This window comes from Rhizomonospora bruguierae (assembly GCF_018397995.1).
GTDB classification, from domain to species: Bacteria; Actinomycetota; Actinomycetes; order Mycobacteriales; family Micromonosporaceae; genus Rhizomonospora; species Rhizomonospora bruguierae.
In genome coordinates this window covers 74131-96403 of record NZ_BBQH01000019.1, presented here as the reverse complement: position 1 = coordinate 96403, position 22273 = coordinate 74131, and the positions used below count along the sequence as shown (strand labels likewise).

The following is a 22273-nucleotide window of genomic DNA, read 5'->3' as shown; positions in this document are numbered from 1 at the left end:
GCGTGAGTGCGGCGGGTGTGGTGTTTCGCCTGGTGCGGCAGGCGCCGGCGCCGGGCGTGCCCGCGCTGCGGGAGGATCCGCTCCAGCGGCGGGTCGTCGGGCACACGGCCGGGCCGCTGCTGGTGGTCGGCGGCCCCGGCACGGGGAAGACCACAACCCTGGTCGAGGCGGTCGCGGCCCGGGTGGCGGAGGGCGCCGACCCGGAGCGGGTGCTGGTGCTCACGTTCGGCCGGCGGGGCGCGCAGGCGCTGCGCGGCCGGATCGAGGCGCGGATCGCCGGCGCCGGTGCCCCGCTCGGTGCCCCGCCGACCGCCTCGGTGGTGCACGAGCCGCTGGTGCGGACCTTCCACGGGTACGCGTTCGGGCTCCTGCGGCGGGCGGCGGCGCAGCGCGGCGAGCCGGCTCCCCGGCTGTTGACCGCGCCGGAGCAGGATCTGGTCATCCGCGAGCTGCTGGCCAGCGCGGAGGAGGGCGGCTGGCCGGCGTCGCTGCGGTCGGCGCTGCACACCCGGGCGTTCGCCGAGCAACTGCGGGATCTGCTGCTGCGGGCCAACGAGCGGGGCATCTCCGCGGCGCAGCTCGCCGAGCTGGGTGAGCTGGTCGGCCGGGAGGACTGGCCGGCGGCGGCCCGGTTCCTGCACGAGTACCAGGCGGTGCTCGCCCTGCGCACCGGCACCGGCCGGGAGCCGGTCGCGTACGACTACGCGGAGCTGGTCCGGGCGGCGGTGGGGCTGCTCGCCGGCGACCCGGAGCTGCTGGCGGCCGAGCGCCGCCGGCTCGAGTTCGTCTACGCCGACGAGCTGCACGACACCGATCCCGCCCAGCTCGACCTGTTGGAACTGGTCGCGGGCGGCGGGCGTCACCTGGTTGCCTTCGCCGATCCGGATTCGTCCACGTTCGCCTTCCGGGGCGCGGACCCCGGCGGCGTGCACGCCTTCCCCGACCGGTTCACCACGGTTGCCGGGGCGCCGGCGCCGGCGGTCACGCTGACCCGGTCGTACCGGTCCGGGGCCGATCTGGTGGCGGCGACCCGCCGGGTGGCGTCCCGGCTGCGCGGCCCGGCCCGGCACCGCGCCCTGCTGCCCGCCCCCGAGGCGGGCCCCGGCGAGGTGGAGGTGCGCCGCTTCGCGTCGGCCACCGCCGAGTCCGCGTACCTGGCGTACGCGTTGCGCGAGGCGCACCTGATGGGCGGGGTGCCCTGGTCGCGCATGGCGGTGCTGCTGCGCTCCACGCACCTCCAGCTCGCGCCGATCCGGCGGGCGCTGCACGCGGCGGGCGTGCCGACCAGCACGCTGGCCGAGGATCTGCCCCTGCACCTCCAGCCCGCCGTGGTCCCGCTGCTCCTGCTGCTGCGCTGTGCGATCCAGCCCGACCTGCTGGACGAGCCGGCGGCGGTCGTGCTGCTGCACTCCCCGCTGGGTGGGGCCGATCCGCTGGCCGAGCGCCGGCTGCGGCACGGCCTGCGCGCCCGCGCGCTGGCGGGCGGCGACCGGCGCCCCTCGGGCGACCTGCTCGTCGCGGCGCTGCGCGACCCGGCCGGCCTGGCCGACCTGGAGCGGCGCTGGGCGGCGCCGGCGCGCGCGGTCGCCCGGCTGCTGGCCACCGCGCGCGAGGTGGCCGGGCCACCGGAGTCCACTGTGGAAGATGTGCTGTGGGCGGTGTGGCGGGCCAGCGGCCTGGCCGATCGCTGGGTCGAGGCCGCCCTCGGCACCCCGGCCACCGAGGCGACCGGCGTGACCGACGCCGCGGCCCGCTGGCGCGCCTCCGCCGCGGACCGCGACCTGGACGCGGTGGTCGCGCTGTTCGACGCCGCCGCCCGGTTCGCGGACCGGCTGCCGGGCGCCCGGCTCGAGCTGTTCCTGGAGCACGTCCTCGGCCAGGACCTGCCGGCCGACTCGCTGGCGCCCACCGCCGACCGGGGCGACGCGGTCCGGCTGCTCACCGCGCACGCGGCGAAGGGGCAGGAGTGGGACGTGGTGGCCGTGGCGGGCGTGCAGGAGGGCATCTGGCCGGACCTGCGCCTGCGTGGCAGCCTGCTCGGCTCCGAGCGGCTGGTGGACGTGGCCGCCGGGCGCGCCACCGGCCCCGGCGCCGCCGCTGCGGGCATGACCTCGGCGCTGCTGGACGAGGAGCGCCGGCTGTTCTACGTGGCCGCCACCCGGGCCCGCCGCAGGCTGCTCGTCACCGCCGTGGAGTCCGCCTCGGTCGGCGGTGCCGACGGCGCGGAGCAACCGAGCCGATTCCTGCACGAGTTGGGTGGCACGCGCCCGTCCGGCCGGGGTGACGGGCCGCCGTCCCCCCGGCCTCCGGAGGGTCCCACCCAGGGCCCTCAGGCGGGCGCGGGCGCTCCTGAGCCCGGGCCGGAGAGGGAACCGGATGATGCGGGAGAGCCGCCGCTCACCCGCCCGCCCCGGGCACTGACCCTCCCGGCGCTCGTCGCCGAGTTGCGAACCGCCGCCGCCGACGAGGCGGCGCCCGAGGCGCGGCGGCGGGCGGCCGCGGCCCAGCTCGCCCGCCTCGCCGGGGCCGGTGTGCCCGGCGCCCACCCCGACGAGTGGTGGGGGCTGCTCCCGCTCTCCGACGACCGTCCCCTGGTGCCGGCGGGCGCCGAGGTGCGGGTCACGCCGTCCACGATCGAGAGCGCGCTGCGCTGCGGGCTGCGGTGGCTGCTGGAACGGCACGGCGGCGGGGCCCCGCCGAGCCCGGCGCAGAACATCGGCATGCTCGTACACGCCGCGGCGACCCGGGCGGCGGACGCGGCCGCGGACCGCGAGGCGATGCTGGAGTACGTCGCGCAGCGGTTCCCGGCGATCGAGCTGGCGGCGCGCTGGCTGGCCGGCCCGGAACAGGCGCGGGCCGAGCAGATGGTGGACAAGCTGCTGCACTGGCTGTCGTCGAACCCGCGCCGGCTGCTGGCCATCGAGCGGGAGTTCGAGGTGCGGCTGGCCGGCGACGGCGACCGCCCGGTGGTGCTCTCCGGCAAGGTGGACCGGCTGGAGCGGGACGCGGACGGCCGGCTCGTGGTGGTGGACCTGAAGACCGGGCGCAGCACGGGCACCCGGGCCGAGCTGGCCGAGCACCCGCAGCTGGCCGGGTACCAGGTGGCGGTCGAGGCGGGCGCGTTCGCCGAGCACGGCACGGTCTCCGGCGGTGCGGCGCTGGTGCAGTTGGGAACGACCACCCGGCAGGCGCGGGAGCAGGAACAGCCGCCGCTGGCCGGGGCGCCGGACCCGGCGTGGGCCCGCGAACTGGTCCAGCGGACCGCGGCGACGATGGCGGCCGGCACCTTCCAGGCGGTCGCGAACAGCCGCTGCCGGATCTGCCCGGTGCGCACGGCCTGCCCGCTGTCCGGCCACGGGCGGCAGGTGGTGCAGCCGTGACCGCCGCCGCCAGCCGCCGGCGGGTGCGCGCCGACGCCGGCCCCCGGTACACGCCGGTGGAACTGGCCCGGCTGCTGCGGCTGCCCCGCCCGACCGAGGAGCAGGCGGCGATCATTTCGGCGCCGGTGGAGCCGCTGCTGGTGGTGGCCGGCGCCGGCTCCGGCAAGACCGAGACGATGGCGGCCCGGGTGGTGTGGCTGGTCGCCAACGCGTACGTGCGACCGGAGCAGGTGCTCGGCCTCACGTTCACCCGCAAGGCGGCCGGCGAGTTGGCGCACCGGGTCCGGACCCGGCTCGGGCAGCTCGTCCGGCGGCTCGGGCGGCAGGTCGACAACCCGCGCGAGGACCTGCTGAGCGGCGAACCCACGGTCGCCACCTACCACTCGTACGCGGGCCGGGTGGTGACCGAGCACGGCCTGCGGTCGGGGTACGAGCCGGCGACCCGGCTGCTGACCGAGGCGTCCCGCTGGCAGGTGGTGGACGGGCTGGTCCGCGCGTACGCGGGCGACATGGCGGGGATGAGCAGCGCGCCGAGCACGGTTACCGACGCCGTGTTGGCGCTCGCGGCGGAGCTGTCGGAGCACCTGGTCGGCCCGGCGGAGCTGTCCGCCTGGACGGGCCGCTTCTACGCGGAGGTCACCGCCCGCCCCGGCCGGATGCTGAAGGCGGTCAGCGACGCGCTCGGCCAGCAGCAGCTGCGGCTCAAGCTGCTGCCGCTGGTGCGGGCGTACGCGGAGCGCAAGCGCGAGCTGGAGGCGATGGACTTCAGCGACCAGCTCGCCCGCGCCGCCGTCGTCGCCCGCGACCATCCCGAGGTGGGCCGGATCGAGCGGGAGCGGTACCGGGTGGTGCTGCTCGACGAGTACCAGGACACCAGCCACGCCCAGGTGGTGATGCTGCGTTCGCTGTACGGCGAGGGGCACCCGGTCACCGCGGTGGGCGACCCATGCCAGTCCATCTACGGCTGGCGCGGGGCGAGCGCCGGCACCCTGGAGCGCTTCGGCGAGCAGTTCCGCCGGCCGGACGGCACGCCGGCCCGGGAGCTGACGCTCACCACGAGCTGGCGCAACCGGCCCGAGATCCTGTCGGTGGCGAACGCGCTGTCGGCGCCGCTGCGCCGGGCCGGCGCCCGGGTCGCGCAGCTGTCCTCGTCCCGCCGGGTGGCCGGCGCGCTCTCCGGCGGCGCGACGGTCCGCTGCGCCCTGCTGGAGACGGCGGCGCAGGAGGCCGAGTGGGTCGCGGACCGGGTGGTCGCCGCCTGGCGGGCCGCCGCCGGCCGTCCCGGCGCCGCGCCCGAGGAGATCCCCGTCGAGGCCCGGCCCACCACGGCGGTACTGGTGCGGCTGCGCGCCCAGATCCCCGCGATCGAGGCGGCGCTGCGGGCCCGCGGCGTCCCGGTGGAGGTGGTGGGCCTCGGCGGCCTGCTGGACACGCCCGAGGTGCGCGACGTGGTCAGCACCCTGCGGGTGCTCGCCGACCCGGCCGACGGCGCCGCCCTGCTGCGGCTGCTGACCGGCGCGCGCTGGCGGATCGGTCCCCGGGATCTCGTGGCCCTGCACCGGCTGGCCCGCAGGCTGTCGTCCCGCCGCCGCACCGAGCGGCTGACCAGCCCGCCACGGGAGGACCCGGAGCCGGTGGAGGAGCCGCTGCCGGATCGGTTGGACGAGGTGACGCTGGTCGAGGCGCTCGCCGAGCTGACCTCGCCGGCGCCCGGGTTCTCCCCGGCTGGCCTGGCGCGGCTGCGCGCGTACGCGGTGGAGCTGGACGCCCTGCGGCAGCGGCTGGACCAGCCGCTGCCGGACCTGGTCGCGGACGTGGAGCGGACCCTGGGCCTGGACGTCGAGGTGGCCGTGCGCGCGCTGGGTATCCGGGGCGCGGGCGCCGAGGCGGGCGACGCGGGCCTGGCCCGGGGCCACCTGGACGCGCTCGGCGACGTGGCGGCCCGGTTCGCGGGCGAGGCGGAGGGCGCGACGCTGACCGGCTTCCTGGCCTACCTGGCGGCGGCCGAGGAGGAGGAGCGCGGCCTGGAGCCCGGCGAGGTGGACGTGGTGGCCGGCGCGGCCCAGATCCTCACCGCGCACGCCGCGAAGGGCCTGGAGTGGGACGTGGTCGCGGTGGCCGGCCTGTGCCGCACCCAGTGGCCCGGCCGGGCCCGCAACAGCGACCACTACCTTCAGGGGCTCGGTGTGCTGCCGTTCCCGCTGCGCGGCGACCGGGCCGGCCTGCCCGAACCGCGCCTGGACCCGGCCGTGGACCAGAAGGAGGTCGCCACCGCGCTGGAGGCGTTCAAGCAGGAGTGGCAGCACCACGACGAGCGGGAGGAGCGCCGCCTGGCGTACGTGGCAGTGACCCGGCCCCGCCGGCTGCTGCTGTGCTCCGGCCACTGGTGGGGCGAGGGGCTGAAGACGGCCCGGGGTCCGTCCATATTGCTCACCGAGGTGAGGGCGGGTTGCCTGGCCGGCGCGGGCGTCGTGGACCACTGGGCGCCGGTGCCGCCGCCGGGCGCCACCAACCCCACCGAGGACGAGGTGGCGAGGGCCGGGTGGCCGGCCGACCCGCTCGGCGGGCGCCGGGCCGCGCTGGAACGCGCCGCCGCCCTGGTCCGCGAGCACCTGGGCGCCGAGCGGCCGGGCGTCGAGCAGCCGGGCGGGGAACAACTCGCCGGTGAGCAGGGGGCCGGCGACCCGCCGCCGGCGGCATCCGCGCCCGATGAGGAGGCGCGGCGGTGGGCGCACGAGGTGAAGCTGCTGCTCGCCGAGCGCGAGCGCGCCGCCCGCCCGCCCGGGCCGATACCGGTGGCGCTGCCGGAGCATCTGACCGTCTCGCAACTGGTCACCCTGCACCGCGACCCGCAGCGCCTGGCCCGCGCGCTGCGCCGCCCGATGCCCGCCCGCCCCGATGTCCACGGCCGCCGGGGCACCGCGTTCCACCGCTGGCTGGAGCAGCGCTTCGGCGGCGAGCGCCTGCTGGACGTGGACGAGTTGCCCGGCGCCGCCGACGAGGACGCGGCCCCCGATTCGGCCCTCACCGAGCTACAGGAGCGCTTCCTGGCCAGCGAATGGGCGAGCCGGGTACCGGTCGAGGTGGAGGTGCCGTTCGCCACCTCCATCGGCGGGGTCGTGGTCCGGGGCCGCATGGACGCCGTGTTCGCCGACGCCGGCGGCGACTTCGACGTCGTGGACTGGAAGACCGGCCGGCGCCCCACCGGCGCCGACGGGGCGGCGGCAGCGGTGCAACTGGCCGCGTACCGGCTGGCGTGGGCGTCCCTGGCCGGCGTCCCGGTCGAGCGGGTGCGGGCGGCGTTCCACTACGTGCGGGAGGGCCGTACCGTGCGCCCGGCCGACCTGCTGGACGCCGAGGGCCTGACCGCCCTCGTCACCGGCATCCCCCCGGCGGAGCCGGATCGTTAGGTGGCGCCGAGGGCGGTGGCGACCGCGTCCCGGACGGCGGCCTCGGTGGGCAGCGGGACGCCCAGGCGTTCGGCCTCCCGGCGCAGCGAGGTCATCGTCACCTCGTGCAGGCCGCAGACCGTGAACCGGTCGAAGGCGGTCATGTCCGGGTCGATGTTGAGGGCGAAGCCGTGACTGGTGACCCCGTGGCGGATCCGCAGGCCGATCGACGCGATCTTGTGGTGGTCCGAGGTCCAGACGCCGACCAGGCTGCTCGCGCCCGGCGGGGTGTCCCGGCGCAGGGCGGGGAAGCCCAGCGCGCCGAGCGCCGCCACCAGCCCGTTCTCCAACCAGCGGACGATGTCGGCGGGTCCGCGTGCGCGCACGTTCAGCACCAGGTAGCCGACGAGCTGCCCCGGGCCGTGGTACGTGGCGTACCCGCCGCGGTCCACGGGCACGGCGCGGATGTCGAGGTCGGCCGGCAGGTCACCGGGGGCGGTGCGGGGACCGTAGGTGATGACGGGCGGGTGGCCGAGTAGGAACAGCCGGTCGGCCACCAGGCCCTCCTGGCGCTCCTTCACCCACGTCGCCATCCGGGCCGCGGCGTCCTCGTACGCGACCTCGCCCAGGTCGACCCGGTGCAGCGGCGGCGTCACGGGGCCACCGGCGCCACGGCGGACTCGATCAGGTGCAGCAGCGCGTGCCCGTACGCCTCCTCGGCGGTTTGCGCGCTGAACGCCCGCCCGCCGTCAACGGTTTCCAGCGTGACGCGGTAGGCGCCGGCCTCCCGCTCCAGCCGGCGGAACGTGCCCCGGAGCAGGTCGCGGAGCTGGTCCTCGCGGGGCAGCCAGATGGCCTCGTGCACGGCGATGTCGTCCAGCGCCCACTCGACCGTGCCGTTGAAGCCGATCAGTTGCTCGTCCGGGGTGTCGTACACCTGGATCGTCATGTCGCTGAGCACGAACACGTCGTCGTCCAGGTCGCGGTCGGGCATCGCGAAGCGGTCGCCCGGGGCGGGGTGCCACTGGAGGCCGGCGCGGTGCAGTCGCACCGCGAGGGTCACCGGGATCATGCGTCCATCGTCCCCCGGGCGCCGGGCGCCGTCGAACCGAATGCACCCGTCCGGTTGTCCGCTGGTCGACTGCGGCGGGGCTGAGCAGGGCGGATCCTGAAGGTCCGAACTTTCGTATGCGGGGCTGCGATGGATGGCGTTCGGGAAGTCGCGCTCGTCCTGCTGCTGGCGGCGGTGGGACTGCTGCTGGTCGCGGTGGCGGTGTTCGGCCCGTGGTACCGGGACGCCGCGCTGCCGGCGTTCGTGCCGGTCGTGCAGGTGTGGGCGCCGGGGTCGGGGACGAGCGTGCCGGCCCCGACTGCGGTGGTGTTCACTGGTGGGGGATGAGCACCACCGAGGAGTCGACGTCGCCGTGGTCCCGGCCGGGGGACTGGCAGCCGCCGCCTGCCCCGAAACCGGCGGCAGCGGCGCCACCGCCGGGGGCCGTGCCGCTGCCGGTGAAGGAGGGGCACGGCGCGGGCGCGGTGACGCGGCTGACCACGCCACCGCCGCCGATCGCACCCCCGGCCGAGCCGCCCGCCGACCCGGGCGCCGCCGACCGGCGCCGGCTGCTGTGGTTCGGCGGCATCGCCGCGGCGGTGGTCGCGGCCGGGCTGGCGATCGTCCTCGGGCTCACCCTCGGCGGGGGAGCCAAGCCGTTCTGGGAGCGGCCGTCCGGGCCGAGCGACGTGCGGCCGCCGCTGGCCCGCGCCTGCCCGCCGCCCGGCGCCCCGCCCAGCGACGAGCCGCCGCCGCCGGCCGTCGCCCCGGCCACCGGTCCGCGCACCGTCGACCAGCGCGCCGGCATCTCGTACCGGAAGTACCCGGCGCCGTGGGAGCCGTGGAACACGGTGTGGCGGCAGGGCAGCCTCCAGGTCGCGTACGGGGTGGGGCAGCACTTCATCACCGAGGAGTACGACGGTGGCTCGTACCACGCGTCGATCCTCTCCGGCTCGGTGCCGGCGGCGGAGAACGACGCGATGGTGCTGGACCTGGAGTGCGTCGGCCGGGCCGTCTCCAACGACGTGCGCAATTCGTACTACCCGCGGCCGAACACGCTGGAGTTGCTGCGGGACGGCAAGACCACCCTGGGCGGCCGCCCGGCCTGGGTCACCGAGTTCCGCCTGCACTTCAACCGCCCGGGCCTGATGGCCAAGGACGAGCGGGCGGCCGTCGCCACGATCGACGTCGGCCGCCCCGAGGCGGCGATCCTCTACGTCTCCATTCCCGGCACGCACAAGCAGTTCGACTGGGTCATCGACGACGTGCTGGCCAGCGTCCGGCCGACCTGAGCTACCCGCTGAGCAGCCCCCAGCGGCGGCGCAGCGCGGTGTCGGCGGCGTTGAACAGCACGTCGATGAGGATCCCGATGACGAGCACCACCACGATGTACGCCATCAGCAGGGGCGCCTCGGTGAGGTCCCGGGCGGCCTGGAGTCGGGCGCCGATGGACAGCGTGCCCGGCACGATCACCAGCAGTTCGCCGGCCATCAGGCTGCGCCAGGAGAACGCCCAGCCCTGCTTGAGTCCGGAGACGAACGACGGCAGCGCGGCGGGCAGGATCAGGTGCCGGTACCGGGCCGGGCCGCGCATGCCGAGCACGTCGCCGACCCGCAGCCACAGCGGCGGGACGTAGTCGATGCCGCTGATCAGCCCGTTCGCCACCGAGGGGGCGGCGCCGAGCACCACCACGAACAGGATCGCGCTCTCGCTGAGCTGGAACAGCAGGATCGCCAGCGGGAACCAGATGATCGACGGCATGGTCTGCAACCCGGTGATCAGCGAGCCGATCGCGGCGCGCAGCGGCCGGAACCGGGCCACGGCGATGCCGACCAGCGTGCCGATCGCGACCGCCAGCAGGAAGCCGACCACGGCGCGGCGCATCGTGATCAGCACCGCCCCGTAGAAGTCGCCGGAGCGGACGATGTCGCGCAGTTCGGCGGCCACGTCGGACGGCGGCGGCAGGATGAACTCGGGCCGCCAGCCGCTGAGCACGACCAGTTGCCAGGCGGCCAGGGCGAGCGCGATCGCCAGGGCCTTCGGCCAGGCCGAGGCCCAGATCCGGGCGGCGTACTGGCCGAGGGTGCGGTCCCGGTCGGCGGGTGGCGCCAACTCCAGCACGTCCAGGCCGGCGACCTGGTCGGCCGCCTCGTCCCGCCCCTTCGGCGGGGTCTGGTCGGGCGGTCGGGTCTCGCTGGGTGGTCGCGTCTCACCGGGCGGCTGGGTCTCAGCGGGCAGCCGGGTCTCAGCGGGCATGGCGGGACACCTCCGCGCGGAGCCGTTCGGTGATCTTGCCGGCGAGTTCGGCCACCTCGGGCGCGTCGATGCGCCGGGGGCGGTCCAGGTGCACCGGGTAGTCCTCGATGACCCGGCCCGGGCGGCTGGAGAGCAGGATCACCCGGTCGCCGAGGCGGACCGCCTCGCGCACGTTGTGGGTGACGAACAGGACGGTCAGGTCACGTTCCCGCCAGATCCGCTCCACCTCGTCGTGCAGGATGTCCCGGGTCATCGCGTCCAGCGCGCCGAACGGCTCGTCCATCAGCAGCAGGTCGGACTCCTGCGCCAGCGAGCGGGCCAGCGCGACCCGCTGCCGCATGCCGCCGGACAGTTCGTGCGGGCGCTTGGCGCCGAAGCCGTCCAGCCGGACGGTCTCCAGCAGGTCCGTGGCGCGGCGGCGGCGTTCGGCCCGGTCCACGCCGCGCATCCGCAGCGCGATCTCGACGTTGCCGGCCACGGTGAGCCAGGGGAACAGCGCCGGCTCCTGGAACATCAGCGAGACCCGGCCGCCGCCGGTGTCGACGCTGCCCCTGGTGACCGCGTCCAGTCCGGCCACCAGGGACAGTAGCGTGCTCTTGCCGCACCCGGACGCGCCGAGCAGGCAGACGAACTCGCCCGGCCGGACCGACAGCGAGACGTCGTCGAGGGCCAGCAGCGCGCCGCGCCCACGACCGTACACCTTGGACACTGCGTCGATGTGCAGCCCCGACGGTGCGTCGCCGCGCTGCCGATCCGTCACCGTCATGGCGCCAGGCCCCCCGGGCTCACCTCGGGCTTGCCGGCGGACTTGAGCAACTCGTTCAGCGGGCCGAGGTCGTAGATGCCCTTCAGGTCCACCGGCTTGAGCAGGCCGATCTCCTCGGCGTGCTGGGCGCTGGCCGCGAGCGAGGCGGCGACCGGGTCGGCGGTGAAGGTCATGTTCTGGAACGCGGCGGCCAGGATCTGGTCGTTGAGCGGCTTGCCGGTGAGCGCGGCGATCTGCTCGTTGGCCGCCTTCTGGGCGCCGGCCGGGTCGCTGGCGATCTGGTCCAGCGCCTTGAGGTGCCCCTGGAGCAGGGCCTTGACGGTCTCCGGGTACTTGCGCAGGAACTCGGTGCGCACGATCAGGTGGGTGGTGACGAACTGCCCGCCCGGCCAGAGCGTCTTCTCGTCGACCAGCAGCTTGCCCTTCTGCTCCAGCAGCAGCCGGCTCAGGTGTGGCTCGGGCAGCCAGGCGCCGTCGATCGCGCCGCTGCTGAACGCCTGGATCGCGGTGGCGTTGTCCTGCGGCAGCACGGAGACGTCGCCGCCGCCCTGCTGGTCCGCCGTGAGGCCGTTCTCCTTGAGCCAGTAGCGCAGCGCGACGTCCTGCGTGTTGCCGAGCTGCGGCGTGGCGATCTTCTTGCCCTTCAGGTCGGCCGGGCCGTTGATGGTGGACCTGACCACCAGCCCGGCGCCGCCGGACGTGGTGCCGGCGATGATCCGCAGCGCCTCGCCCTTGGACTGTGCCCAGCCGTTGATGGCCGGGTTGGGGCCGATGTAGGTGGCGTCGATGGCGCCGGAGAACAGCGCCTCGATCGCCGCGGGTCCGGCGTTGAACGTCTTGGTCTCCAGCCTGGTGCCGCCGAGCGACTGCTCGAAGAGCTTCTGCTGGACGCCGACCAGGGCGGGGGCGTGGGTGATGTTCGGGAAGAACCCGAGCCGCAGCGCCGTGGCGGCGCCGGATGAGCCGGTGTCGGCGCCGTCGTCGCCGCAGCCGGCCAGGGTGGTCCCGGCCAGAAGTAATGCGGCCGCCGCGGCGACCGCGCGGATGCTCCGGGGCGTCATGCGTCCCGTCCTCCTTCGCACTCGGCTGTTCAGGAAAGAGCTGTTCAGGAATCGGTGCTGTTCGGGATCGGTGCTGTTCGGGCTCAAGGGAGCCGGTTTCGGGTCAGCGCTCCCGGGCGGCGCCCGGGGAGCAGATCGGCGAGGCTGGTGCTGTCCACGACCTGCTCGATCGCGGCGTGCACCGCGAGCCACACGTCGCGCAGCCCGGTGGCCACGCCGTGGTAGGTCGCGTCGTCGGCGGGCAGCCCGCGGACCGTGGTCAGGCTGCCGCTCACCGCCCGCAGTACGTCGCCCACCGTCACCTCGCCGGCCGACCGGGCGAGCGTGTACCCGCCGTCGGTGCCCCGGTGGCTGTGCAGCAGGCCGGCCCGGCGCAGGTCGAGCAGGATCCCCTGGAGGAAGCTCAGCGGGATCTCCTGCGTGCGGGCCAGCGCGGCGGCCTTGACCAGTGCCGGCTCGCCCGCGGCGATGGCGAGCATGGCGCGGACGGCGTAGTCCGCGCGGGCCGACACGTACACGGGTGTGGTCTCCCTATTCTTGATATTCCCTACCTGTTCAATAGGAACGATCGATTAAGTGGACCACTGCGTCAAGGGCTGTCCGCATCGTGGGAGCCGGCGCGCGGTGACCGGCGCCGGACCGGGTGCGGGGCCGGGCGCCTGGCCGGCCGGCGGGCCGGGCATGATAGGCGCATGCAGGTGTCGGCACGAGGGGACTACGCGGTGCGGGCCGCGCTGGGTCTGGCGGCTTCCTACCCGGCGACCGTCTCCGCGCAGACGCTCGCCGACGCGCAGGGCATGCCGCGCAAGTTCCTCGAGGCGGTCCTCGCCGACCTGCGCCGGGCCGGGCTCGTGCAGGGCGTGCGCGGCGCGGAGGGCGGGTACCTGCTCAGGCAGCCGCCGGACCAGATCACGGTGGGCTCGGTCCTGCGCGCCGTGGACGGCCCGCTCGCCGGCGTGCGGGGCATGCGCCCGGAGGAGACCGCGTACGAGGGGACCGCGGCCCACCTGTCCGAACTGTGGGTGGCGGTGCGCTCCGCGGTGCGGGGAGTGGTCGACGAGGTGACGCTGGCCCAGTTGGTCAGCGGCCGGCTGCCCGCCCGGGTACGCAAGCTCACCGCCACGCCGGACGCCTGGCTGCCCCGCTGATCCTTTCCGGCCGGACGCGCTAGGGTCGCCTTCATGGCGCGTAAAATCCGGATCCCCGCGACGAAGTATCCGGTGGAGCGGTTCACGCTCGGCAACGGCCTGCGGGTGGTGCTGGCACCGGACCGCAGCGCGCCGGTGGTCGGAGTGGCCGCCGTGTACGACGTCGGCATCCGGTCCGAGCCGCAGGGGCGCACCGGGTTCGCGCACCTGTTCGAGCACCTGATGTTCCAGGGCTCGGCGAACCTGGAGAAGCTCGCCCACTTCCGGCACGTGCAGGGCGCCGGCGGCACCTTCAACGGCTCCACCCACCTGGACTACACCGACTACTACGAGACCCTCCCGTCGAACGCGCTGGAGCGGGCGCTGTTCCTGGAGGCGGACCGGATGCGCGGCCCCCGGCTCACCGAGGAGAACCTGCGCAACCAGGTGGACGTGGTGAAGGAGGAGATCCGGGTCAACGTGCTGAACCGGCCGTACGGCGGGTTCCCGTGGCTCAAGCTGCCGCCGGTCATGTTCGACACGTTCCCGAACGCGCACGACGGGTACGGCTCGTTCGACGACCTGGAGAGCGCCACCGTCGCCGACGCCGCCGGCTTCTTCGAGCGCTACTACGCGGGCGGCAACGCCGTGCTCACGGTCGCCGGTGATCTCGATGTGGACGACTGCCGCCGCCTGGTCGAGCGGCACTTCGGCGACGTGCCGAAGCGGCCGGCGCCGAAGCGCCCCGACTTCGCCGAGCCGGACCTGACCGCCGAGCGCCGGGCCAGCTACCCCGACCCGCTCGCGCCGCTGCCCGCGGTCGCCGCCGCCTGGCGGGTACCCGACCCGGTCACGGACTTCGCCGGGTACCTGCCGTACGTGGTGCTGGCCGAGGTGCTCACCGACGGCGACGCCGCCCGCCTCCAGCAGCGCCTGGTGCTGCGCGACCGCACGGTCACCACGGTCGGCGGCTACCTCGGCTTCATGGGCGAGCCGTTCGAGGTGCGCGACCCGACCGCCCTGCTGCTCCAGGCCCACCTGCCGCCCGGCGGCGACGTGGAGAAGGTGCTCCGCGCGGTGGACGAGGAACTGGACCGCCTCGCCACCGGCGGCACGAGCCGCGGCGAACTGGCCCGCGTCCAGGCCCGGATGGCCACGCACCTGCTCCGGGACACCGACGCGGTGCTGGGCCGGGCGCTGCGGATGGCCGTGCTGGAGCAGCAGCGCGGCGCCCCCGAACTGATCAACGACCTGCCCCGCCTGATCGGCGAGGTGACCGAGGAGCAGATCCGGGCGGCCGCCGCGGCGCTGCGGCCGGACCGCCGGGCGGCCATCGAGGTCGTGCCGGGAGGACGCCCATGACCCACGTACTGCCGGCCCTCGGCCCGGCCCGCAAGCTGAAGCTGCCCCGGCAGGCCGAGCGCACCCTGCCGAACGGGCTGACCGTCGTCGCGGTGCGCCGCGCGGCGGTCCCGCTGGTCGAGGTGCGGCTGCGGGTCCCGTTCCCGCGGGCGCACCTGGCCCGCGCGTCCCTGCTGTCCCAGTCGCTGTTCACCGGCACCGCCGGCATGTCCACCGTGGAGATAGCCGCCGAGTTGCAGACCGTCGGCGGCGCCCTGTCCGCCGGCCTCGACCCGGACCGCCTGCTCATCTCCGGCAACGGCCTGGTCTCCGGCCTGGACCGGCTGCTCGAACTGCTGGCGGAGGTGCTCACCGGCGCCGCCTACCCGGGCGACGAGGTCGCCACCGAGCGGGAGCGCCTGGCAGACCAGATCCAGCTCGCCGGGAGCCAGCCGCAGCACCTGGCCCGGGTCGCGTTGCTGAAGCGGGTCTACGGAAATCACCCGTACGGCGTACAGACCCCCGAGGCGGAGCAGGTCCGCGCGGTGCGCCCGGCGCAGTTGCGCGCCCTGCACGGCGAGCGCCTGCACCCGGGCGGCTCGGTCCTGGTCCTGGTCGGCGACCTGCCCCCGGAGAAGGCGCTGGACGCGGCGGAGAAGGCGCTCGGCGGCTGGAACGGCGGCGGCAAGCAGGCCGTCCTGCCGCCGGCACCCGAGCCGCGGCCCGGTCCGCTGCTGCTGGTCGACCGCCCCGGCGCGGTGCAGTCCTCGTTGCGCATGGCGCTGCCGGCGGTGCCCCGCACCCACCCGGACCACGCGGCGCTCCAGTTGGCCAACCTCATCTTCGGCGGCTACTTCTCCTCCCGGTGGGTGGAGAACATCCGCGAGGACAAGGGCTACACGTACGGACCCAACTCGCTCGTCGAGCACGCGTCCGCCGGCTCGGTGCTGACCGTCAACGCGGACGTCGCCACGGAGGTCACCGCGCCCGCGCTGCTGGAGACCCAGTACGAACTGGGTCGGCTGGCCGCGCTGCCGCCCGACGAGGCGGAACTGGAACAGGCCCGGCAGTACGCGCTCGGCACGCTGCTGCTCGGCGCGTCCACGCAGGCGGGGCTGGCCGGGCTGCTCAGCACGTACGCCGGGTTCGGCCTGCGGCTGGACTTCCTGGCCGAGCACGCCGCCCGGCTCGCCGCCGCGACGCGGGCGGAGGTGGCCGCCGCGGCGGCCCGGTATCTGGCGCCCGCCCGCGCGGTGACGGTCGTCCTGGGGGACGCCGAGAAGGTCGGCGGTCCGCTATCCGCGCTCACCGCCGTGGAACCCGCGGCGTGACGCGACCCGACCCGGACGCGGAGCCGGCGTGGGCCTTCGGCGTGGCGCCCGGCCAGCCGCCGCTGGCCCGCACCACCCTCAACCGGGCGGCTCACCGGCGCACCGATGAGGCGTGGCTGGCCGAGGCGTACAAGCGCGGGCTCGTCCTGGTCGTCGACATCGCCGCCGGCGGCCGGGCGCTGATCGGCGAGGCCGACAACGGCCTGGTCCTGCTCGACGCCGACCAGGCGCCGGCCGTCCCGCCCGCCGAGCGGATGTTTCTCGGCCTGGTGGACGGCGACACGCCCGTCTTCGCCGTCGTCGGCGAGGTGGCCGAGCGGTCCGGGCTCCGCCCCGCCGACCTGCGCCAGGCCGGCCACCTGCTCAGCGACCGCGACCTCGGGCTGCTGACCACCGCCGCCGCCCTGGGGCACTGGCACGCCCGCCACCCGTTCTCGTCGCAGACCGGCCTGCCCACCACGCCGACGGACGGCGGCTGGGTCCGGCAGGACCCCGAGGCCGGCACCACCTGGCCCCGCACCGACCCGGCGATGATCGTTCTGGTCCACGACGGGGTGCCGGGGCCCGAGGGGCGCTGCCTGCTCGGCAACAACGCCACCTGGCCGGCCGGTTGGCGCCGCCGCTACTCCTGCCTCGCCGGCTTCGTCGAACCGGGCGAGTCGGCGGAGGCGGCGGTGGCGCGGGAGGTCGAGGAGGAGGTGGGCATCCCGGTCCGGGCCATCACCTACGCCGGCAGCCAGGCGTGGCCGTTCCCCGGTTCGCTGATGCTCGGCTTCTTCGCCCTCGCCGACCCGGACACCCCGCTCCGCCTCGACCCCGCCGAGATCGCCGACGCCCGCTGGTTCACCCGGCGCGAGATGTCGGAGGTGCTGGCCGGCACGCCGGAGGCGCCGTTCACGCTGTCGATGAGCGCATCGATCGCGTACTACCTCATCACCCGCTGGCACGCGGGTGCCCGCTGAGGCCGAGCGCCGGTCCCTGGCCCGCGGCCGTCGTTGCCGCGGCGGTCACGGGCCGGGACGGTTATGGCGCGCCGCGCGGCGGCGGGGCGGCGATGCCGGCGGTGAACGGTGACCGGTGCCGGCCGTCCCCTGTGGAGTGTTCGCGGGGGCCGAACGGCAGGATCTTGACCCGGCAGCGCCCGCTGCGCACGAGGCCCGTGGCGGTCAGGGCCCGGGCGAGGATGAGCGCCGCGGGGAGGTCGTCGGCGGTGGCGGTGAGGCGGCGGGGTTCCGGGTGTTCGCGTTCGTCCCGGACCCAGCGGCTGTCGGACCAGGCGTTCGCGAGTTCGTCGGAGGCGACGGTGCGGACTTCGGTGCGGACGATCAGATAGCGCATGCGCTCGCTCCCCAAGGTTCGCCACCGCCCGGGGGTAGCGAATGATCCAAGGATGGAAGTTCCACGCTCGTCCTCATGCTGCGCCCCGGGTGCCGTCGCCGCAACCGAAACGCTGGAGAAAGGCCCCCGACACCCCGCGTATACCTAGGGGGCCCTCCCGGGTGGTGCCGTCCCGCTAGGACATGACGTGCAGGTCGAACTCGCCGTCCTTGGTGGCCGCGACGAACCGTTGCCACTGGACGCGGGAGAACACCAGCACCGGACCCTGCCGGTTCTTGCTGTCCCGCATGGCCACCGACGCGTCGAGGCCCGCTCCGAGCGGTCCCACCTCGACGCAGTTGGTGCTCTGGCTGCGAGTGCTGATGCGCCAAGGCACGTCGGCCAGGCGCGCGCGGCTGAGGTTCATCTCGATACTCCTGATTATTCGATGGGCCGGCTTGGGTTCGCCGGTGGCCGGTTACCCACCCGGTTTCAGTGCCGGGGTTCCCCTGCGCTGCGCGGGCGGTTCGGTTCGGGCCGGGGGTACCCCGACCGCTGGTGTGTCATGCAGGTGTCCGGCGAGGGCGCCGGCGGCCTCGGTGAGCCAGGCGAGCGAGTCCTCCGGCGGCAGGGCGGCGCGGCACAGCCACTCGTAGGCCCGCTCGTACCGGCGCAGGCGGGCCTCGTCGGTGACGACCAGGTCCGAGTACAGGGCCTCGACGGCGACCGTCGGGGGGTCGGCCGGGTCGGTGAAGTCGTAGATGGAGAAGCCCGTCTCCGGCAGGTACCAGCCGGCGATCAGCGCCTGGTGCGACAGCACCCGGATGGTGATGTTCGGCCGTTCGGCCAGCGCGCACAGGTGCCGCAACTGGCCGATCAGGACGTCCGGGGGACCGGCCCGGCGGGTCAGCGCGGACTCGTCCAGCACCGCCTCGTACTGCGGCGGGTCGGCCGGGCGGGCGAGCAGGCGCTGCCGGCCGAGGCGGGCGGCCACCTCGTTGGCGATGCCCGCCTCGTCGTCCGTGGGGACCGGAGCGCCCGGCGGTGGCGGCGGCCCGTCCGCGGACAGCGCGTGACCGGCGAGTAGGCGCACGCGGGCGTACTGCCCGGTCTGGAGCAGCCCGGGGACCATGACCGGCGCGAACTCGCGGATGCGGGCGCAGCCGGACTCCATTTCGGCGTAGCCTCGCTGGCTCGGTGTCATTACCGGGTAAGCGCGCAACCACCCTCTGGTGTTACCTGCGTCACGCGCGATGGCGACCAACTCGTCCCGGGTGGCGCCGCCGACCCGGTAGAGGTCCAGCAGGTCGAGCACGTCGCCGAGGTCGGGCTTGCTGCGGCCGTTCTCCAGTCGGGACAGCTTGGACGCCGAGGCCCAGCCGATCCGCTCCACCACCTGGTCCCCGGTCAGCCCGGCGGCCTCGCGCAGTCGGCGCAGCTCGGCACCGAGCCGGCGGCGACGGATGGTGGGGCTGGGCGAGCGGGTCAAGGTGGACATCCTACGGACCTTTGAGGACGGACAACGTGGTCATTATGGCCCGCTTTTATCACTGTGCTATGACATCACGAGCGTTTCTCTGAAAGGACCCGTCCACCCGGCCACCAGGCGCCCGCCCCGTCCGCCTGGTCGCGTGGGGCGTCCCGGCGCAGCCGTACCGGGCCGAACGGGAGGACCGAGATGGGTGAGATGCTGCGGATGCCGTCTCCATCGGTACCGGCGCGGTACCCGTCAGCCGAAAGAGGGCGCCGTGGTGCCCCCTTTCGGCATGGGTCCTTACGCTACGGCGTCGCCGCGCGTGGCCAGCTCCGCCAGGCGCTTCTTGACCTGCACGATCGTCGGGTTGGTCAGCGTCGAGCCGTCCGCGAAGCGGATCGTCGGGACGGTCTGGTTGCCGCCGTTCACGCTCATCACGAACTCCGCCGACGCCGGGTCGTGCTCGATGTCGATCACCTCGTGCCCGATGCCCTCCCGCTCGAACTGCGACTTCAAGCGATGGCAGAAGCCACACCAGCTGGTCGAGTACATCGTGAGCATCGCGCCTACCTCCGTGTCGGTGAGTTCGGGCTGAAGTTACAACGTCAGAGGGGGGTGCCATGATTTCCGGCTGTGGCGGGTGACTCGGTGCGGGCGGCCCTGACCGGGCTGGACCCCGAGCAGCGGGCGGCGGTGACCGCGCGCGCGGGGCCGGTCTGCGTGCTCGCCGGCGCCGGCACCGGCAAGACCCGGGCGATCACCTCCCGGATCGCCTACCGGGCGCTGACCGGCGAGATCGCCGCCCGGCACGTGCTCGCCGTCACGTTCACCGCGCGCGCGGCGGGCGAGCTGCGGGCCCGGCTGGCCCGGCTGGGCGTCGGCGGGGTGCAGGCGCGCACGTTCCACGCCGCCGCGCTGCGCCAGTTGCGCTACTTCGCGCCCCGGCTGCTCAACGGCCGGGCGCTGCCCGAACTGATCGAGAGCAAGGCCCGGCTGGTCGCGCTCGCCGCGCACCGCGCCGGTCTGCGCGCCGACCGCACCGCCGCCCGGGATCTCGCCACCGAGATCGAGTGGGCCAAGTCGTCCCTGGTCGAGCCCGGCGAGTACGCGATCGCCGCCGCCAAGGCCGGCCGGGAGCCGCCGTACGAGGCGGCCAGGGTGGGCGAGGTGTTCGCCGCCTACGAGACGGTCAAGCGCGGCTCCGGCGTGATCGATTTCGAGGACCTGCTGCGCGCCGCCGTCTGGGGCATCGAGGAGCACCCGGACGTGGCCGAGCAGATCCGGGCGCAGTACCGGCACCTCGTGGTCGACGAGTACCAGGACGTCAACCCGCTCCAGCAGCGGCTGCTGGACGCCTGGCTGGGCGGCCGGGACGACCTGACCGTGGTCGGCGACGCCAGCCAGACCATCTACTCGTTCACCGGCGCCACCTCCGGCTACCTGATTGACTTCCCGCGCCGGTACCGGGGCGCCACCGTGGTGCGGCTGGTGCGGGACTACCGGTCCACCCCGCAGGTGGTCGGGTTGGCGAACGCCGTCATTCGGCAGGCCCGCGGCACCGAGGCGCGGCTGCGGCTGGCACTGGTCGGCCAGCGCCCGCCCGGCCCCGAGCCGGACCTGCGCATCTTCGCGGACGAGCCGGCGGAGGCCGGCGCGGTCGCCGCCCGCGCCGCGGAGCTGATCGGGGCCGGCACCCCGCCCCGCGAGATCGCCGTGCTGTTCCGCGCCAACGCCCAGTCCGAGGCGTACGAGAAGGCGTTCACCGAGGCCGGTGTCGCGTACGTGGTGCAGGGCGCCGCCCGGTTCTTCGACCGTGCCGAGGTGCGCCAGGCCCGCGTGGCGCTGCGCGCCGCGGTCCGGTCCACCCCGCCGGAGACCCCGCTACCCCGCGCCGTGACCGAGGCCCTCGCGGCGGTCGGTTGGCGGCCGGAGCAGCCCCCGCCCGGCGGCGCCGCCCGCGAGCAGTGGGAGGCGCTGGCCGCCCTCGTCGCGCTCGCCGAGGAGGTGGCGGCCGAGCGGCCGGCCGGCACGCTCGCCGAGTTCAACGAGGAGTTGGCCCACCGCGCCGAGCAGCAGCACGCCCCCACGGTGGAGGGCGTGACGCTGGCCAGCCTGCACTCCGCCAAGGGCCTGGAGTGGGAGGCCGTGTTCCTGGTCGGCATGGTCGAGGGCACGCTGCCCACCACGTACGCGAAGACGCCGGAGGCGCTGGAGGAGGAGCGCCGCCTGCTCTACGTCGGCGTGACCCGGGCCCGCCAGTGGCTCTGGCTGTCGTACGGTGCCGCCCGCTCGCCGGGTGGCCGGCCCCGCCGCCCGTCCCGGTTCCTGCCCCAGTTGGACCGATCGGGTGGCGGTGAGCGGGCGAGCGGCCTGCGGCCGGGCGAGCGGCGGGCCGCCCGCCGCCGCGCCCAGGTGGTCTCCTGCCGCGTGTGCGGCGCCACCCTGCTCGCCGGCCCGGACCGCAAGCTCGGCCGCTGCGCCACCTGCCCGTCCGACCTGGATGAGGATCTGCACGCCCGGCTGATCGAGTGGCGGGCCCGCACCGCCGAGGCCCAGCGGGTGCCGGCGTACGTTGTTTTCACTGACGCAACATTGATAGCTCTCGCTGAGCGTCGACCCGGTGCGCCCGAGGAACTGCTGGCCATCGCCGGTATCGGTCCCCGGAAGCTGGGCTTCTACGGCGATGCGGTGCTGGCCCTGGTGTCCGGCGCCCGGGTAGATGATCTTGCTCCGGAAAAAACTTCGGCAACAGACCCGTAAAACCGTTTGCCCTCGCAGCCGGGGCAGGCATAGCCTCAGGACACACCTCGCCGAGCGGCGGCATCTGCCCTGCTCGACGGCGGTCTACGAGGATGAGAGCGAGTGAGGAGGTGGCACTGATGGAGATCTTTATGGCGATCGAGCGACTGTCGGCGCTACCCGCTGCACGCGCTCTGGCGTCCGCGGTCCGGTCCCGCTCGGTGTCCGCCGTAGCCCGCGAGGAGATCGCGGGCGGGGTGGCTGTCCGGGTGCGTCCGATCACTGCCGATGCGGCCCGTGGGATCACCGGCACTGCCATCTCCTACGGGACCAATGGGTCCACGGCCCACCAGCGGACCGCCGCCATGAGCAAGCAGCTCAAGGGGGCCCCGCGCGGCGTTCCACCTCGAGGACGACCGGTCTAGTCTCTAGACCGACCGGCGCACCTCGAGGCCGCGGAACCCGCACACCGGGATCCGCGGCCTTATTCATTTCCACCACACCCTGGTAGCGGACCAGATCGACAAGATCGATGGAAGGAAGAGGTGACCGGATGAGTCTGGCGTTGGCGCCACTCGACATCGTCGAGTTCGGTGCCGAACTGCCGTGTCGGAAGTTCGACCCCGACCTGTGGTTCTCCGACGCCCCGGCGGAGCTGGAGCTGGCCAAGTCGCTGTGCGGCGACTGCCCGCTCAAGCTGGAGTGCCTGGCCGGCGCGGTGGAGCGCGCCGAGCCGTGGGGCGTCTGGGGCGGCGAGATCTTCGAGCGCGGCGCGGTCGTCCCGCGCAAGCGGCCCCGGGGCCGCCCGCGCAAGGAGGACGTCGCGCGCGACGCCGCCCTGAAGATCGAGGCCGAGCAGCGGACCGCCGCCGTGGTGCGGTCGTTCGCCGACGACACCGAGCCGGCCCGCACCGCCGTGCGGCTGGCAGCCTGACGACCCAGTCGAACCGACTCAGCCAACCACCCCGCCGGCCTGGCCGGCACGACAAGGGAGCAGCCCGACCATGAGCAATCACCACGGAGCCGACAAGATGCAACTTC

Annotated in this window: 20 protein-coding genes; 10 read left to right on the top strand and 10 right to left on the bottom strand. The window is 74.9% G+C overall.

The features are described from left to right. Positions 1 to 17: 17 nt before the first annotated feature. Complete coding sequence (locus tag KJS59_RS10720; protein ID WP_249714047.1) at positions 18 to 3380, top strand: ATP-dependent helicase; 3363 nt, start codon at positions 18 to 20, stop codon at positions 3378 to 3380. Then, a complete protein-coding gene (locus tag KJS59_RS10715) occupies positions 3377 to 6790 on the top strand; it encodes an ATP-dependent helicase (protein WP_213452613.1) in 3414 nt (1137 codons plus the stop codon). The genes KJS59_RS10720 and KJS59_RS10715 overlap by 4 nt, the downstream gene beginning before the upstream one ends. Here the strand turns inward: KJS59_RS10715 and lipB are convergent. Together lipB and KJS59_RS10705 are read right to left on the bottom strand one after the other, a co-directional pair. Further along, on the bottom strand, positions 6787 to 7425 hold the full coding sequence (lipB, locus tag KJS59_RS10710) for a lipoyl(octanoyl) transferase LipB (protein WP_283775765.1): 639 nt from the start codon (positions 7423 to 7425) through the stop codon (positions 6787 to 6789). The genes KJS59_RS10715 and lipB overlap by 4 nt on opposite strands. Then, positions 7422 to 7841 (bottom strand): pilus assembly protein CpaE, encoded by a 420-nt coding sequence (locus KJS59_RS10705; RefSeq protein WP_213452611.1) that lies wholly within the window; start codon positions 7839 to 7841, stop codon positions 7422 to 7424. Before KJS59_RS10705 ends, lipB begins: the two co-directional genes overlap by 4 nt. A gap of 129 nt (positions 7842 to 7970) precedes the next feature. On the opposite strand from KJS59_RS10705, the gene KJS59_RS10700 reads away from it, so the two are divergent. After that, positions 7971 to 8168, top strand: a complete 198-nt coding sequence (locus KJS59_RS10700) for a hypothetical protein (protein ID WP_213452609.1) — start codon at positions 7971 to 7973, stop codon at positions 8166 to 8168. Next, entirely contained in the window at positions 8165 to 9112 is a 948-nt protein-coding gene (locus KJS59_RS10695) for a hypothetical protein (RefSeq protein ID WP_213452607.1), read from the top strand. The genes KJS59_RS10700 and KJS59_RS10695 overlap by 4 nt, the downstream gene beginning before the upstream one ends. A gap of 1 nt (position 9113) precedes the next feature. Here the strand turns inward: KJS59_RS10695 and KJS59_RS10690 are convergent, their stop codons facing one another. From KJS59_RS10690 to KJS59_RS10675, 4 genes are all read right to left on the bottom strand, one after another. Further along, the gene (locus tag KJS59_RS10690) at positions 9114 to 10076 is read right to left on the bottom strand and encodes an ABC transporter permease (RefSeq protein ID WP_213452605.1); all 963 of its coding nucleotides are present in this window, start codon (positions 10074 to 10076) and stop codon (positions 9114 to 9116) included. Further along, on the bottom strand, positions 10066 to 10842 hold the full coding sequence (locus tag KJS59_RS10685) for an ABC transporter ATP-binding protein (RefSeq protein ID WP_213452604.1): 777 nt from the start codon (positions 10840 to 10842) through the stop codon (positions 10066 to 10068). The genes KJS59_RS10690 and KJS59_RS10685 overlap by 11 nt, the downstream gene beginning before the upstream one ends. After that, positions 10839 to 11903 carry an ABC transporter substrate-binding protein gene (locus tag KJS59_RS10680; protein ID WP_213452603.1) on the bottom strand — a complete coding sequence of 355 codons (1065 nt, stop codon included), beginning with the start codon at positions 11901 to 11903 and terminating at the stop codon, positions 10839 to 10841. Before KJS59_RS10680 ends, KJS59_RS10685 begins: the two co-directional genes overlap by 4 nt. 83 nt (positions 11904 to 11986) lie before the next feature. Further along, positions 11987 to 12421, bottom strand: a complete 435-nt coding sequence (locus KJS59_RS10675) for an RrF2 family transcriptional regulator (RefSeq protein WP_213452602.1) — start codon at positions 12419 to 12421, stop codon at positions 11987 to 11989. 174 nt (positions 12422 to 12595) lie between these two features. On the opposite strand from KJS59_RS10675, the gene KJS59_RS10670 reads away from it, so the two are divergent. Genes KJS59_RS10670 through nudC form a run of 4 tightly spaced genes read left to right on the top strand, consistent with a single transcriptional unit; the run spans position 12596 to position 16664 of the window. After that, entirely contained in the window at positions 12596 to 13051 is a 456-nt protein-coding gene (locus tag KJS59_RS10670; protein ID WP_213452601.1) for an RrF2 family transcriptional regulator, read from the top strand. Between the two features lie 33 nt (positions 13052 to 13084). Next, complete coding sequence (locus tag KJS59_RS10665; protein ID WP_213452599.1) at positions 13085 to 14392, top strand: M16 family metallopeptidase; 1308 nt, start codon at positions 13085 to 13087, stop codon at positions 14390 to 14392. Continuing rightward, positions 14389 to 15702, top strand: a complete 1314-nt coding sequence (locus tag KJS59_RS10660; RefSeq protein WP_213452598.1) for a M16 family metallopeptidase — start codon at positions 14389 to 14391, stop codon at positions 15700 to 15702. Before KJS59_RS10665 ends, KJS59_RS10660 begins: the two co-directional genes overlap by 4 nt. Further along, on the top strand, positions 15699 to 16664 hold the full coding sequence (gene nudC, locus KJS59_RS10655) for an NAD(+) diphosphatase (protein ID WP_249714037.1): 966 nt from the start codon (positions 15699 to 15701) through the stop codon (positions 16662 to 16664). Before KJS59_RS10660 ends, nudC begins: the two co-directional genes overlap by 4 nt. Before the next feature lie 61 nt (positions 16665 to 16725). On the opposite strand, the gene KJS59_RS10650 is transcribed toward nudC, so the two are convergent. From KJS59_RS10650 to KJS59_RS10635, 4 genes are all read right to left on the bottom strand, one after another. Beyond that, entirely contained in the window at positions 16726 to 17040 is a 315-nt protein-coding gene (locus KJS59_RS10650; RefSeq protein ID WP_249714036.1) for a hypothetical protein, read from the bottom strand. 175 nt (positions 17041 to 17215) lie between these two features. After that, positions 17216 to 17446, bottom strand: coding sequence for a DUF397 domain-containing protein (locus KJS59_RS10645; protein WP_213452597.1), 231 nt, complete (start codon positions 17444 to 17446; stop codon positions 17216 to 17218). Between the two features lie 51 nt (positions 17447 to 17497). Then, positions 17498 to 18517, bottom strand: a complete 1020-nt coding sequence (locus tag KJS59_RS10640; RefSeq protein ID WP_213452596.1) for a helix-turn-helix domain-containing protein — start codon at positions 18515 to 18517, stop codon at positions 17498 to 17500. A gap of 276 nt (positions 18518 to 18793) precedes the next feature. Then, positions 18794 to 19054, bottom strand: coding sequence for a mycoredoxin (locus KJS59_RS10635; RefSeq protein ID WP_213452595.1), 261 nt, complete (start codon positions 19052 to 19054; stop codon positions 18794 to 18796). Positions 19055 to 19126: 72 nt separating this feature from the next. On the opposite strand from KJS59_RS10635, the gene KJS59_RS10630 reads away from it, so the two are divergent. Further along, positions 19127 to 21253 (top strand): ATP-dependent DNA helicase UvrD2, encoded by a 2127-nt coding sequence (locus KJS59_RS10630; RefSeq protein WP_213452593.1) that lies wholly within the window; start codon positions 19127 to 19129, stop codon positions 21251 to 21253. Between the two features lie 532 nt (positions 21254 to 21785). Next, positions 21786 to 22166, top strand: a complete 381-nt coding sequence (locus tag KJS59_RS10625) for a WhiB family transcriptional regulator (RefSeq protein WP_213452591.1) — start codon at positions 21786 to 21788, stop codon at positions 22164 to 22166. Positions 22167 to 22273: the final 107 nt, after the last annotated feature.

Excerpts from the sequence above, each read along its gene's own strand:
- KJS59_RS10665 (WP_213452599.1), top strand. The coding sequence starts at position 13,085 with ATGGCGCGTAAAATCCGGATCCCCGCGACGAAGTATCCGGTGGAGCGG.
- KJS59_RS10695 (WP_213452607.1), top strand. The coding sequence starts at position 8,165 with ATGAGCACCACCGAGGAGTCGACGTCGCCGTGGTCCCGGCCGGGGGAC.
- KJS59_RS10640 (WP_213452596.1), bottom strand. The coding sequence starts at position 18,517 with ATGTCCACCTTGACCCGCTCGCCCAGCCCCACCATCCGTCGCCGCCGG.
- KJS59_RS10690 (WP_213452605.1), bottom strand. The coding sequence starts at position 10,076 with ATGCCCGCTGAGACCCGGCTGCCCGCTGAGACCCAGCCGCCCGGTGAG.
- KJS59_RS10650 (WP_249714036.1), bottom strand. The coding sequence starts at position 17,040 with ATGCGCTATCTGATCGTCCGCACCGAAGTCCGCACCGTCGCCTCCGAC.
- KJS59_RS10680 (WP_213452603.1), bottom strand. The coding sequence starts at position 11,903 with ATGACGCCCCGGAGCATCCGCGCGGTCGCCGCGGCGGCCGCATTACTT.
- KJS59_RS10670 (WP_213452601.1), top strand. The coding sequence starts at position 12,596 with ATGCAGGTGTCGGCACGAGGGGACTACGCGGTGCGGGCCGCGCTGGGT.
- KJS59_RS10685 (WP_213452604.1), bottom strand. The coding sequence starts at position 10,842 with ATGACGGTGACGGATCGGCAGCGCGGCGACGCACCGTCGGGGCTGCAC.
- KJS59_RS10645 (WP_213452597.1), bottom strand. The coding sequence starts at position 17,446 with ATGAACCTCAGCCGCGCGCGCCTGGCCGACGTGCCTTGGCGCATCAGC.
- KJS59_RS10700 (WP_213452609.1), top strand. The coding sequence starts at position 7,971 with ATGGATGGCGTTCGGGAAGTCGCGCTCGTCCTGCTGCTGGCGGCGGTG.
- KJS59_RS10705 (WP_213452611.1), bottom strand. The coding sequence starts at position 7,841 with ATGATCCCGGTGACCCTCGCGGTGCGACTGCACCGCGCCGGCCTCCAG.
- KJS59_RS10635 (WP_213452595.1), bottom strand. The coding sequence starts at position 19,054 with ATGCTCACGATGTACTCGACCAGCTGGTGTGGCTTCTGCCATCGCTTG.
- KJS59_RS10660 (WP_213452598.1), top strand. The coding sequence starts at position 14,389 with ATGACCCACGTACTGCCGGCCCTCGGCCCGGCCCGCAAGCTGAAGCTG.
- KJS59_RS10625 (WP_213452591.1), top strand. The coding sequence starts at position 21,786 with ATGAGTCTGGCGTTGGCGCCACTCGACATCGTCGAGTTCGGTGCCGAA.